This is a genomic window from Pseudoalteromonas sp. MMG013 (assembly GCF_018100885.1).
Lineage (GTDB): Bacteria > Pseudomonadota > Gammaproteobacteria > Enterobacterales > Alteromonadaceae > Pseudoalteromonas > Pseudoalteromonas aurantia.
In genome coordinates this window covers 53399-66803 of record NZ_JAGJEE010000013.1, presented here as the reverse complement: position 1 = coordinate 66803, position 13405 = coordinate 53399, and the positions used below count along the sequence as shown (strand labels likewise).

Here is a 13405-nt window from a genome sequence, read left to right as displayed (position 1 = left end):
TAGTGGCTTTGGTGTCTTATGCTCAATGATTTAAGTGAAGTAACGCAACGTTTGAGACGTGTATGTTCTCAAGAAGTTGACGTTTCAGGTAGTTATCAAGCATTTTTACAGGATATTATTGACGAAGGACGAACAACACTTGCGGTTAGCAGGGTCTCTGTTTGGCTGTTTGACGATCATACTCAACCTTGCTTTTTACTCAATGTTGCCAATACTGATTGGTCCAGTAATGTGGATCAAACAGATTATGCAAAATTGAGTTATGAGCGTTATCCTGTTTATTTTGATGCGTTAATGACAGGTGAATCTATCGCTGCCCATGACGCTGAAACAGACGCTCGTACCGCTGAATTCACCGATGAGTATTTACGCCCTAATGGCATAACAACCATGCTGGATACCGTTATTTTTAAAAATGGTGTGCCCCATGGCATTGTTTGCTTTGAAGGCGATGGAGGACCCCGACAGTGGCAAATGGCCGAAGTGTCTTATGCGGAAATAATTGCGGATTGCTGTAGCCGTAGGATATTGGTGAGTGAGCTGTGGGCGTTACAACAACAATTGACAGACTTGGCATTTCAAGATGCGCTGACGGGACTAAAAAATCGCCGCTACTTGATGGATTATGCTGATAGAGAAATTAGCCGCCATACGCGAGCGGAATTGCCATTAAGTATGGTGATGGTTGATATTGACCATTTCAAAGCAATCAATGATACCTACGGGCATGAGGTGGGTGACATTGTATTACAGGCATTCGCATCGTGTTGTAAACAAGTGCTCAGAACCGAAGACTGCTTATGTCGGCTCGGTGGTGAAGAGTTTATTGCTATTTTACCTCACACCAATGCAGATAATGCGTATCATGTTGCTGAGCGTCTACGTATCGCTTTATCACAGGAGCAAATTCGTTATGGCTCTGAAAAAATCATGATTTCCGTCAGTTGTGGGGTGACGCAAGTCAATTTACAACTGCCTTTTAGTCAATCTCTAAAACAGGCCGATCACGCGGTTTACCAAGCCAAAGCTGAAGGGCGAAACCGCGTTGTAAGAGGCTAAAGTCATTTTATTGCGTTAAGCACATTACTCATTGTAGAGAATAGTTTTGTCTTTGCCGGTTTCTTTGGCAGTATAAAGTGCTTTGTCTGCTCGTGCTTGAATCGCATCAAAGCGTTCATTATTCTTTTGATTAATCGCAATACCAATACTGAGTGTAATGCTTTCATGAATGAGTGCAGGGTGCAGCGTACATTTTTCAGTGAAGACCTGACGAATACGTTCGGCGACTTCTAAAGCATGATGCGTATGCATGGCATATGTCAGTACACAAAACTCTTCTCCTCCCCATCTGGCAACCGCATCACTTTCGCGAATGATGTCTGACAGTGTTTTGCCAGCCAGTTCTAAAACTTTATCACCAATGAGGTGACCGTGTGAGTCGTTTAACAGTTTGAAGTTATCAATATCTAGCATAAAAACATGTATGTTGCTGTGCTGGCGTGCGCCAATGGTAAGCAGCGGCTTTATTGCGTAGTAAAAACCACGTCGATTGTATAGGCCTGTGAGTGGGTCGTGGTGAGCTGCTTTGTCTAATTCAGCGATAAAGCGGCTGGTACTGAGCAGCATTAAAATCGGCGCTCCGACCATAATGCCAACTAAGGCACCTAACCAAGTAATAACAGCCACGGTACCTGTTTGTTTACCGATAAGAGGCAGCTCACCAAGCGCGCCATTGGTGGTATAAATGATGGTGGCAATGACTTCAATGAGCACAAGCGATGCTGCCACGCGCGAAATGGTTTTTTCGTAGCGATTATTGTTAGCATAGCGCCATAAGCAATACGCAAAGCTTGTTCGTACTACGATCAGCCAGACACCAATGGTTACGAGGCGCACATCGCGTATCGGCATAACAAAGGTAAACACAACGGTGGATGCAAAAATTGTTATAAAGAGCAGGGAAATAGTACGAGGGGGTAAAGGTTTATTCATAAATTGCCAAGTGCCCGCCAGTAACCAAGTGTGACCAGCAATCAACATGGTGTTATAAGTAAAACCCCTAATGGGGTTCCACTCAGATGAAACAAAAACATTAATTGCGTAGGCAATCGCTAAACAGCTATAACCCAGCGCCCACATTCTGGCTCCCAGAGCTGAGTCGCTCATTTTTCCAATGGCAGCGATCATAATGGCACCAATGAGTGCGGCGAGCGTTAATGCAAACATCAACGTAATATCGTGAAACTCCACTTTTTTAGTCACCTTGTGATTGTTTTTATCTGTATCTTATTTTCAGTTGCTTTACTTACTCTCTACCAAGTGCATGATTTGACTGTGTCAAACCAAGGTGCAGTGAATACTTTGTTGGGCATCTTCGCCGGCAAAGTCACACTTAAATTTAACCGTGACGCTAAGTGTTGTTTTATTAATGCTTTGAGGCCTCGACTTTCTAGTTGGTAAAACTGTGAAATGAGTTGCTCTTTAGTAGCTTGGTTGATTTTTTCACCTTGCTCAAATTTATAAGTGCTATTTACCCAAAATAAGTAAATTCTTTTTGGTTTATCGGGTAGTTCATTAACGAGCTGCGCGATAGGTTCATACAGGCGTTGATAGTTTACAAATTGCTTTTGCAGTAAGAAAACAAAGAGTAAATTGATGCCAGAATTGATATGTCCCGGTTTTTTTCCTTGTAGCTGATGGCCGGCCAATGCAAGTCTAAAATAGGCATTAGCCTGCTCAAGATTGCCGTTATCTAATGCAAGTACCCCCAAATTATTGGTGATTGTTGCTACAGCGCTTTTTTTGTCTAACTTTTTAGCGATATCCAATGCCTCTAAATAGAGTGTCTTAGCTCTGCGATAGTGCTCTTGCCGACGCGCAATAATGGCAGAACTGATTGTTAACCCGATTCTCTGAACAGAAGATGAAGGTTGCTTGAGTGCACAATGAAAAGTGAGTTCGGCCTCTTTAAAATACGATGACTTTCGCAGCCAAATTCCCACCATTCTCAAAATAGCGACGCGCTTTTTTAAAAAGAAGGGGCGTGTAGGGTGTGAAAGCAAGTATTCTATTGATGCACCCGCACGTGCCAGTTGATTGGTGTTAGTGGATGCTCGCGTGTTGACCATATGCCAAAGAATGTGTTGTGGTTGGGTCAACTGGGCAAGATCAAGATTCGCGTCTAATATCTGTAACGTTTGTATTGGGTCAGACGATAGAAAGTATTTTGCTTGTTGCAGCAAATATTCATTCTCAGCTTTTTGGTCACTCGGTGCAGCGGTACACAACTCACAGACGAAAAGGGTGAAAAGAATAAAGGTTTTGTACAATGAAATGTACCCAGTATTAAACAGCGTTATTCAAGTATAGGTTAGCTTGGGATGACACACCAATTAGGGGGCAGGAATAAGAGAAGAGCCTATTCCTGAAGGGGGATGGTCGGCGTATTTATCTTATTGTTCAGGCATTTGTGAAGAGTGATGCTCTACAATAAGCCACTGTGTCTTAATTTTTTGATATACAAAAGTAAACCGTGCTTGTACTTGTCGGTTCTGGTTTAACTGAATATGGTAAATTCCTGAATGAATGGCAATGTTGGTATAAGTACGAACATTACTTTCCACTAAATGAGCTTTGGGCTCATTCTTTAAAAATAGCATGAAGTAATCTTCAAACTCTTGTGGGTTGTGGCGCACCAGATCAGAAATGGTGGGCAGTAAAACCGCGTCGTGAGCGTATAACTCAGTAACGCGTTTTGGGTCGCCGCTTTGTAAGGCATGGTTCCATTTTTCAAATAAGGTAAGGACCAGTTCGGAGGCCATATTGCTTCCTATTTAATTGTATTTTTGCTCGTAGGCGACGGCGTTGTGCGCATGTAAGCTTTCTTGATGCTCTACTTTGAATTGGTAGTCTTTGACAAAGTCCATGCTTTCCAAGTTTGCTTTTAAGCGCCGAGCAGCATCTTCACAAAACATCAAATTTTTGGCATTGAGCCTAGCGAACTCTTGTTCATCTTCACGTTTGACAGCGGTTTGTACTGGGGTGCCTATGACTTCTTCAAATTGAAAAATGAATTTATCTAATGGGTTCCATTGCGCTTGACTGTTGTGCTCTAAATGTAAATGCAGATAGGCGTAAGAGCGCTGACTATGAGGTGTTGCAATGGAACCGTGCTCTGATTGTAGCCACTTTAACAGCTGAGCTTTATCAATGTGTGATTGAGTAAATTGCTTATCAATGGCTTGTGCACTAAGTTGGCGCGATAGCGATGCCGAACAAGGGCAAGTGCTTGAATAAGGTATTGTCAGTTTTAGCTCGTAATGAATGCGGCCTTGTTCATTACTGGCGATTAAGCTAATTGGGTAACGCTGTGAACCAGATTCTTGGCTTAATAATGCTGGTTTGTTTAGTGTGATATCAAAGTCTAGCTGTAATTTGGCACAGTCGCTGAGCCCGGCTTGCGATGCAACAGCAAGCCGAAGCAAGGTAGTGATATTGGTTTGATCACATTCTTCAGCACTGAGCTGATTGAGTAATCGATATAGCCGAGACATATGAATGCCTTTGGCTTGAGTGTTAACTAAATTAACAAATATATGGCCTTGTGCACTGGGTTTTTGTGTACCTTGCGCCAAAGTTAAATTCAGTGGCACAGCGATATTTTCCATACCTACCCACTGTAATGGCTGGTTTTTATGATGGGTATTTTGGCTTTGTATATCTGGGAGTGGATTATTGTTTTTCAAAGGTTAATCTCCGTGCACTAAGCGGTTGTTCTATTATTTCTTTGCCATTGAATACCAGCTGACCATTCACCCATGTGCTGACAATACTGGCGCTAAATTGATGAGCCATATAGGGGGACCAACCACAGTGATAGAGTATGCTTTCTGGTGTGACATGATGTTGTTGAGTCGTATCGACTAACACCAGATCAGCATAGTAGCCTTCGCGAATATAGCCTCGTTCTTTGATGTTGTAGCGGATAGCTGGATTGTGTGCGGTTTTTTCTACCACCTGCTCAAGAGTCATTGCTTGGCGCTGAACTTGGTCCAGCAAGGTTAATAAGGCATGTTGCACCAATGGCAATCCGGCAGGGGCGCTGGGATAAGGAACTTGTTTTTCTTCCCAAGTATGTGGTGCGTGGTCGGTTGCGATGATATCGATACGACCATCTTGTACCGCACTAAGAAGTGCTTGTCGGTCTGATTCTTTTTTGATTGCTGGGTTACATTTTATTTGATTGCCAAGGCGTGCATAGTCGAGTTCTGAAAACCATAAGTGATGTACACATGCTTCAGCTGTAATTTTTTTAGTGTGAATCGCACCGGGTGTAAATAAGCTCAGCTCTTTTGCTGTTGTAATGTGCAATACATGTAATTGGCTATCAAACTGTTTTGCAAGATTAACTGCGTAGGATGAAGAGGCATAACAGGCTTCGTCATCACGAATAACGGGATGATCTTGAATGACAATGTCTCTGTGTAGTTTATCAAGCCGTGCTTGATTGTGTGCTATCACGGGGCCGCTTTCACAGTGAGTGACGATTAAGGTCGGGGCTTCACGAAAAATCCCTTCTAATGCGCTGGTATTTTCAACTAATAAATTACCTGTTGATGCCCCCATAAAGACCTTTACGCCACAATGTGTGCTTGAGTCTAAGCGCTTTATTTGTTCTAAATTATGCTCGGTAGCGCCCAGATAAAATGAATAATTCCCGATACTGCTGCGCGCTGCGATATCAAACTTAGCTTCAAGTGCCTCAATGCTGGTAGTAGCTGGGTTAACATTGGGCATCTCCATAAAGCTGGTTATACCGCCCGCTGCTGCTGCCCGAGATTCACTTGCGATAGTCCCTTTGTGTGTTAAACCTGGTTCACGAAAGTGTACTTGGTCATCAATCATACCTGGTAAGAGATATTTGCCTTTCGCATCTAATACAGGCTCGTTGGCCTCTGGCGTAATTGAAAAGGCGATTTTCTCGATATGCTCGCCGACAATACGCACATCGCTACTGACTATTTGCCCTTCATTTACCAGTTTTGCGTTTTTAATTAACATTAAACTTCCTCTACTTTTTGATATTCGCCAGTAACCCAGACATGGTCTTCGTCGACCTTGAGGTAAAAACAATGTCGACGACCGGTGTGGCAAGCGGCACCTGTTTGTTGTACTTCACACAGCACGGCATCGCCATCGCAGTCAAATGACAAATTAACGAGTAATTGCACATGACCGCTGGTTTCACCTTTGACCCAAAAGCTTTGCCGGCTGCGGGACCAATACGTAACTCGACCGGTGTTTAAAGTACGTCTGAGCGCCTCGATATTCATCCATGCCATCATGAGTACTTGCTTAGTTTCAGTGTCTTGGGTAATTACCGGAATAAGCCCATCTTGATTAAAAGCCAGTTGAGCGAGTACTTCATCAAGGGGAATAGGCTGTTCTTTTGGATGATATTCAATGGATTGAAAGTACGTATGCTGCATTGCTGTTCCTCATGTCACAAAGTTAGCTGCCAATACTTGTGCATATATCGTTATTTACCTTCAGACAAATAAGCGTGTTTAGTGGTAAACGAACATGGCCCATTTACTGGTAACTATGTTTTTATCAGTGCTATGTACTTTCTTAAAGTGAAAAGCGAAGCATCTCCTGAAAGGCGCAAAGCACGTTCAGAGTGCCATCTCTTTATATTTATAAATAGCATAGTTGAATTATGTTATAACGTAACATTTAAGATTTGAAAGTTAAAGTAAAAAGTAGGCACATACTATTTACGATATAGGGCGGTATAGCGCTTAAGATGTTACTTAACCTCAAATTTGGATAAGGGTTTTGGAATAGAAAATGTTTTGAAAACACACTTACGTACAATCCAATGATGCTATTTTTTTCAATATTAAGGCGCTTTTATGCAGTAATAGCGGGCTATTACAAATGAAAGCAACGCCGAGAGTGAGAAAAATAGCTTTATTGGGCAAATTCGCTTATCCAGAGCTGAGGTTATTTACATCAGGGCTGAGTTCTTATCTTTTAACTTATGCATCTAGTGGGGTAATGCTTCAGGGTATGAGCTTTCGAGCATGGGCTTCGTATTCACACAGAGCGCATTGCATTTTTATGGGGTGGGGTGTTGCGGTATAAAATATACAGTGCTAAATTTTTACTGTTCATTATTTGAACATATTTAGTTAGCCTTATTAAGGAAAATAATTATGAAATTAATACTGAATAAAAGTAAGTTAAAAACATTATCTCAGGATAAAAGCGCTTTACCTGAGAATATGACACCAAAAATAGTCGGCGGTGGTTTATGGGACACTCAAGCCGGCTGTGTACCCACTTATAAGGTTGCTTGCAGAACGGTAAACCAATGGTGCGGCCCTTCTGGCGTATGCTAAAACGTAATGATCTTCCTCTAATAATGTACACACCTTTTATTTAGAGAATGAAGTAAGATAAGAGGTTAAAGTGACTTTTAAAGTTCATAAGAACAGTGGGATCTGCATTTCCCTTAATCTAGAGGTTTGCAGAAATATGTTGAAGAAAAAGGTGCAGTAGCCGAATGTTATATTGCGATATTTATGGCAGCGGGATGCTTATTTCATTATCAATTTAACGGTAATCTCGGCTTTTAGCCGAGATTTTTATATCTTGCTGTTGCCAGCTCATAATGTGTCGAAGCTAACTTCAATATGGGCGTTACCGTCGTCTGAGGTAAAAGGCATCATTAATTTTGCGCCTTCACACTTATGTGTAATTGTATGACCTGTACCAGACACAACAATCGGTGTAGCCATTTCAAAGTCATAGCCCTTTTCACCTAATAAATTTTTGGCACCACCTGTGACCATGTTGGTTATTTCACCAACCATATCAGTGACTTCTTCATTAATACCCTCTGGGCGCTCACCTAACATACGTTCCATAATTGTAAGTGCTAGGCTTTCATCAAAGGAAATTGAGAAAGAGCCTTTCGTTTGCGGGCCGACCATACCAATTAAACCAGATACATCGCCACGTGCGACTTCGTCTTTTTTGACTTTCGGCTTCCCTGGAGTCAACTCAGTTTGTGCCATGGTTGACAGCACATTAATTAAAGACGCCAAAAAAGGATTGATGAACTCTACCTTCATTAGGGATTCCCTTGTTTTCTCTTATTTAATAATTCATATAACCAATATGTAAGTGTAGTGCGTTTTAGATGTAGTTGCCTCTACTGTTTACATTTTTTGCATTGGCCGTGGGCTTCAATAGTTTGAGCACTGACTGTAAAGCCTTTCTCTGCAGCTAAGTTATTCAGTTCATGAGAAATGATACTAGAATGCAATTCATCAACGTGGCCACAACTGTCACAGATGAGTAGCTGTACAGGGTGAATGTGATCAAAATGGTGACACAACATGAATGCATTCGCGCTTTCAATTTTGTGAATAAACCCTAACTCAGACAAAAAGTCGAGCGCACGATAAATCGTGGCTGGTTTTGCTCCAGATTCCGTTAGTTTAAGTTCTTCTAGTAAATCATATGCTCCAACCCCACCTTGCTTACTTGCGAGTAGCCTAAATACTTTCTCGCGAATGGGAGTGAAACGTGCACCTTTGTTATCACAAACTTGTTTGGCTTTACTCACCAATAGTTCAACATTCATAATTTAGATCCTTACACTGCTTAGCAATACTAACATATTCTTTTTAATAGTCTTGTGTTGTTAAAAATTATTATTAATTTAACAAAGCGGAGTTATATAGCTGCACAGAAGCAGAGCATTGCCGTGGATAGAAACATATTGTAAGTGAATCTGGCTGAATGTGCGAGTTTTAGTGATGTTATTGAAAAAAGCACATGTTTGGTCCTGCAAAAGCCTATATATAGTTCGTAATAAAAGACCTCATATTACGACATGCGATTAGGTGATGGTTTTGTTCATAGGTTTAAGGGTAAAGCAAAGATGAACCTAGTGCGTATTATACAGTCTGAATTAATCTGGGCACTTTTATGTTGGAAATGCGCATTAAATTTTGTTGCGTAAAAGTAGCAGCGAAGCGATAGGGCTATGGGGGAAATGTCAGCAAGCCGCCAGTGGGCAATTAATGGAGCTTGAAACATTAATTATTTTAGAAGAGCCGAACATATGAACATATTAATATTTAAATATGTATAATTTAACATTATGGTAACGAGGTTTACTTTATTATCGTAGTTCGATTGATATTGAGCATGTTGACGGATCTTTAAAAAGAGACGAATGGGGAGTGGGTGTGTTTACTGATACGCAAGCTAAATTGAAATGTTGGTTTCAGCGCTTAGCCGCAAGGCCGAATTATGGTCGCTATGAAAAAATTGACAAAGAGATGGAAGCTATTGATTTTCAAAATACATGCTCCCAGAAACTGCTGTGCCTTGATGATGTGAAAGCATATCGTGTCCACCATTATGGCGTTGAAGATGTTGTAAAGTATACACGAGATAAACAGTCAATTTATGTTAAACATGTCTTTATTGATAAGATAAAAGGCAAAGTGAAGCCCGTAATAACAGCGGCTGATATCGATTTCTTTCGCTCGTTAGATCACCTTTCAATGTACTGTTATGTTTTAGTGTACGTAAAAGATCCCCAGACAAAGTATTACGATAGTGCTTTTTTTCTAGACGATTATGAAGCCATTCAAGGCATAGACAGCATCGAAGCCGAAAAGCGTTTAACGGGCTTAGATGTGATTTCAAAAATCATCCGCAGTATATTGTTATAAACAAAGTCTGCTAAATTTAGCTCTGAGTTATTGGTAATCGGTGATTTTGTGATGATTTAAAATAGGGGCGGCATATATCTACCTCGTACTTTTATTGTGTACTCATTCAGCTCAGTAAGGCTGGTAGCTCAGCTGATTTTTGTCATTTTGTATAAAGACTTCTTTTATCGTAATGGTTTTTAAGAAGCCCTAAGTGATTGCCAGTTTTTGGTATTAACCATGCTGCTTAGTATCGGCCCCATGGAGGAGCAGATGAACCCCCTTTAGCAGGTAGTGTTGGTGCGGAGTGTGGGTTATTTGATCCACCCATTACTTTACTCAGTGTTTCTTTTGATAGTATGTTCATGGTACTTGCCTTCGATAGTTTTAGTGAAATACTGAGTTTAGAATGTCATGAATTATGCTCTATGTCATGTTGAGCAAGGGACTCTAGTGCTATGTTGTAAAGCAGGAGGTGATGGAAAGTATGTTCATGGGCACATCGAGGTTATGTAGAAGCATCCTATAGCAAGGGATCATTTGTTTTGACGTGGCGCTTTAAAATAACGATATCGAGAGTTAATCCACCAGCGTATAAGAAGGGTAAATCACTCGTGTTGGTATAGGTTAACGGTATTTGGAAAGTGTGTGAAACTGTATTTTTTGACATGCTAGATAGCATGTTCACCAATCAATAGTTAAATACAAAGATAACTGGTTTGAATTAATCAGTATGTGTTACTAGAGGGAGGTAAATGTTTTGAAATGGTGGCCCCTCCCAGACTCGAACTGGGGACCTAACGATTATGAGTTGCAAAACAAGGACTTACTACGAGTTACTTTTTGATATAACTATTTACTAATTTTCATAGCTATATCATAGGGTTATTGAATAAACCCTACCTCTGATGCATAAATCATTATGTATTTCAGAACGTTAAATTTTACGTTCAAAGTAGCACAGAGGTAGCACCATATGTTAGACACAAAATTTCGCTTCACAGAATTGTCGCTTGAAAAGATAGAATCAAACGGTAAACGCACTCGCTATTATGACAATCTATTGTCAGGACTCATTTTAGATGTGAGCGTAGCAGGTAAGAAGTCATTTAGAGTTTATAAAAAGATTCCAGGAAGAGACACCCCTATTAATGTCACCCTTGGTTACTTTCCATCAATTGCACTTGATGATGCAAGGCGAATGGCTAGAAAGGTAATGGCAGATATTGCTGAAGGTATAAACCCAAACGACCTTAAGCGCCAATTTAGAGCAGCTTCTATTACCTTGAAAGAAGCTTTTGATTCATACATCGAATCTAGAGATCTTAAGCCTATAACTGAAAGAGGTTATCAACAAAAAATAAACTGCTATTTACCAGACTGGCATAACAAGCGCCTAGCCGATATTAATCAAACAATGATTTTAAAACGCCAACGAGAAATAACCTCTAGAAGCCCTGCTCAGGCAAATTATACCATGCGCCTACTGCGTGCTTTATTTAACTTTGCTAAAGCCGAATACAAGTCTTCAGAAGGTCGTTCACTATTTCCAGAAAACCCTGTAGATGCACTTTCTGAAAAACGAAGCTGGAATAATGTAAAGCGTAAAACAAGACGGCTGCGCCGTTCACAGCTAAAACCTTTTGTAGATGCATTATATGAAGTAAGAAATGAAGCTGCTAAATATCGTCAAAATAGTCGTGTCGGTTTTTGTGATTATCTGGAGTTTTTAACCTTTTCAGGCCTAAGAAGATCAGAGTTACTGCAACTTCCTTGGTCACAAGTACACCTTGAAGATAGGATATTCATTTTAGAAGATACAAAAAATGGCTTGGACGTCGAGTTTCCTATTACAGATCGATTAGCTGAGGTATTTAATCGACGAAAAGAATACAAAGTATCTGACTATGTGTTTGGGACAGATAGTAAAAAGGGCTACCTCACTGATCCTAAAAAAACGTTAAAACATGTATGCCAAATTGCAGGAGTAAAAATTACTTCGCATGATTTGCGCCGCACATTTACATCAATGGCTGAGAGTAGCGGAGTATCAGGATACCTCCTGAAACGCCTTCTAAACCATATTACAGATAAAAGTGATGTAACTGCTGGCTATTTAATTTTAACCGCTGAGGAGCTTAAAGAGCCCGCAGAAAAAGTAACAGAAACAATAGCCAAACATGCAGGTTTGATCGAGCAAAAATCTGACGATAAAATGAGTGAAATGAAAAGTTTGTTATCAAGCTTAACTAAGGAACAAAAAGTTGAGCTTATGAGTACTTTACTTAGTTAGTAGAGCAAATAATATAAGTCAGGTCCCATGACCCTGTAAATAATTCTGTGTAACTGCTTTTGGTTACAAGTATTCAGTTAGTCGGTCTTCAAACATAATCATAAAACGGTTTAGAGCTTGCTTCCAGTGATGAATAGGCATTGTCCACCTCTTGGAAGCATCCATTATCGCTAAGTACACCACCTTTCTAGCCGATTCATCTGTTGGAAACAGTTTACGTTTCTTAGTCGCTTTTCTGATCACACTGTTCAGAGATTCAATAGCATTTGTCGTGTAGATAGCTTTACGAATATCTTGAGGATAACTAAATAGAGTATTGAGATTATTCCAATGAGCCGTCCAGGAGCGACTAATTTGAGGGTACTTTCCATCCCATTTATCACCAAAGTGCTCTAACGCTAACAGGGCTTCATCTTCCGTTGTTGCTTGATAGATTTCTTTTAAGTCAGCGGTAATGGCCTTGTAGTCTTTCCATGGGACGTATTTCATTAAGTTTCGCACCATGTGTACGATACAGAGCTGAATTTGAGTTTTTGGATAAACAGCATTGATGGCATCAGGAAAGCCTTTGAGACCATCTACACACGCGATGAGGATATCATTCACGCCTCGATTTTGAAGTTCGGTGAGTACGCTAAGCCAGAACTTCGCTCCTTCGGTTTCGGACATCCACATCCCAAGAAGTTCTTTCTGACCTTCCATGTTTACGCCAAGTGCGAGATAAATGGCTTTGTTGATAACCTGCTTATTCTGGCGTACTTTCACGACGATGCAATCGAGATACACGATGGGATAGACCGCATCAAGCGGGCGAGATTGCCACTCAACCACTTGTTCTAAAACAGCATCTGTGACTTTAGATATTAGACTGGCGGAGATATCCGCATCGTACATTTCTTTAAATGTTGCGACGATTTCACGGGTGGTCATTCCTTTGGCATATAGGCTTAAGATCTTGTCGTCCATCGATTGAAATCGGGTTTGATGCTTACGAACGAGCTTGGGTTCAAAAGACGCGTCACGGTCACGAGGGACGTCTAATTGGATCTCACCATCGTCTGTAATTAGGCGTTTAGATGAGTACCCATTTCGACTGTTACTATCGTTAGTTGGTGAGTTTTTTTCGTAACCAAGGTGCTCATTAAGTTCAGCATTTAAGGCTGTCTCAACCGTCACCTTGGTTAACATTTTCCTGAAGTCATCAAGATCAGAAGGAGTCTTAATCGACTTCGCAGCTTCGCGAGCGAAGGCTTCTAAAGCTTTCTTATCCATATTGCTTATCCTCAGCCATTACTGGCTTAATTATAAGCAGATACACAATTTAAATTACAGGCTCGGTCCCATTTTTACAGGCTCTGACTTTGAAAAAGGCTATTTT

General features: G+C 40.7%; 13 protein-coding genes. 4 read left to right on the top strand and 9 right to left on the bottom strand.

Going from position 1 to position 13405, the window contains the following annotated elements; translation table 11 throughout:
• Nucleotides 1-18 precede the first annotated feature (18 nt).
• Nucleotides 19-1059, top strand: coding sequence for a sensor domain-containing diguanylate cyclase (locus J8L98_RS13285; RefSeq protein WP_210996814.1), 1041 nt, complete (start codon nt 19-21; stop codon nt 1057-1059).
• A gap of 24 nt (nt 1060-1083) precedes the next feature.
• Here J8L98_RS13285 and J8L98_RS25185 read toward each other — a convergent pair whose 3' ends face one another.
• From J8L98_RS25185 to hisI, 6 genes are all read right to left on the bottom strand, one after another.
• Nucleotides 1084-2250: a GGDEF domain-containing protein gene (locus tag J8L98_RS25185; RefSeq protein WP_210996813.1), complete on the bottom strand. Its 1167-nt coding sequence runs from the start codon at nt 2248-2250 to the stop codon at nt 1084-1086.
• 62 nt (nt 2251-2312) lie between these two features.
• Entirely contained in the window at nt 2313-3329 is a 1017-nt protein-coding gene (locus tag J8L98_RS13275) for a tetratricopeptide repeat protein (RefSeq protein WP_210996812.1), read from the bottom strand.
• A gap of 123 nt (nt 3330-3452) precedes the next feature.
• Nucleotides 3453-3821 (bottom strand): SgcJ/EcaC family oxidoreductase, encoded by a 369-nt coding sequence (locus tag J8L98_RS13270; RefSeq protein ID WP_210996811.1) that lies wholly within the window; start codon nt 3819-3821, stop codon nt 3453-3455.
• Between the two features lie 12 nt (nt 3822-3833).
• Nucleotides 3834-4745, bottom strand: a complete 912-nt coding sequence (folE2, locus tag J8L98_RS13265; protein ID WP_210996810.1) for a GTP cyclohydrolase FolE2 — start codon at nt 4743-4745, stop codon at nt 3834-3836.
• Nucleotides 4732-6060: a dihydroorotase gene (locus tag J8L98_RS13260; RefSeq protein WP_210996809.1), complete on the bottom strand. Its 1329-nt coding sequence runs from the start codon at nt 6058-6060 to the stop codon at nt 4732-4734. Before J8L98_RS13260 ends, folE2 begins: the two co-directional genes overlap by 14 nt.
• Nucleotides 6060-6488, bottom strand: coding sequence for a phosphoribosyl-AMP cyclohydrolase (gene hisI / locus J8L98_RS13255; RefSeq protein WP_210996808.1), 429 nt, complete (start codon nt 6486-6488; stop codon nt 6060-6062). The genes J8L98_RS13260 and hisI overlap by 1 nt, the downstream gene beginning before the upstream one ends.
• A gap of 729 nt (nt 6489-7217) precedes the next feature.
• Between hisI and J8L98_RS13250 the strand changes: the two genes are divergently transcribed.
• Nucleotides 7218-7403: a hypothetical protein gene (locus tag J8L98_RS13250; protein WP_210996807.1), complete on the top strand. Its 186-nt coding sequence runs from the start codon at nt 7218-7220 to the stop codon at nt 7401-7403.
• A 267-nt stretch (nt 7404-7670) separates the two neighbouring features.
• On the opposite strand, the gene J8L98_RS13245 is transcribed toward J8L98_RS13250, so the two are convergent.
• Nucleotides 7671-8138, bottom strand: coding sequence for a chemotaxis protein CheX (locus tag J8L98_RS13245; protein ID WP_192505975.1), 468 nt, complete (start codon nt 8136-8138; stop codon nt 7671-7673).
• Nucleotides 8139-8218: 80 nt separating this feature from the next.
• Nucleotides 8219-8653 carry a transcriptional repressor gene (locus J8L98_RS13240; protein ID WP_192505974.1) on the bottom strand — a complete coding sequence of 145 codons (435 nt, stop codon included), beginning with the start codon at nt 8651-8653 and terminating at the stop codon, nt 8219-8221.
• Between the two features lie 610 nt (nt 8654-9263).
• Between J8L98_RS13240 and J8L98_RS13235 the strand changes: the two genes are divergently transcribed.
• Together J8L98_RS13235 and J8L98_RS13230 are read left to right on the top strand one after the other, a co-directional pair.
• Nucleotides 9264-9755, top strand: a complete 492-nt coding sequence (locus J8L98_RS13235) for a hypothetical protein (RefSeq protein WP_210996806.1) — start codon at nt 9264-9266, stop codon at nt 9753-9755.
• Nucleotides 9756-10710: 955 nt separating this feature from the next.
• Nucleotides 10711-12027, top strand: a complete 1317-nt coding sequence (locus J8L98_RS13230; protein ID WP_210996805.1) for a tyrosine-type recombinase/integrase — start codon at nt 10711-10713, stop codon at nt 12025-12027.
• A gap of 63 nt (nt 12028-12090) precedes the next feature.
• On the opposite strand, the gene J8L98_RS13225 is transcribed toward J8L98_RS13230, so the two are convergent.
• A complete protein-coding gene (locus tag J8L98_RS13225) occupies nt 12091-13299 on the bottom strand; it encodes an IS256 family transposase (protein ID WP_210996804.1) in 1209 nt (402 codons plus the stop codon).
• Nucleotides 13300-13405: the final 106 nt, after the last annotated feature.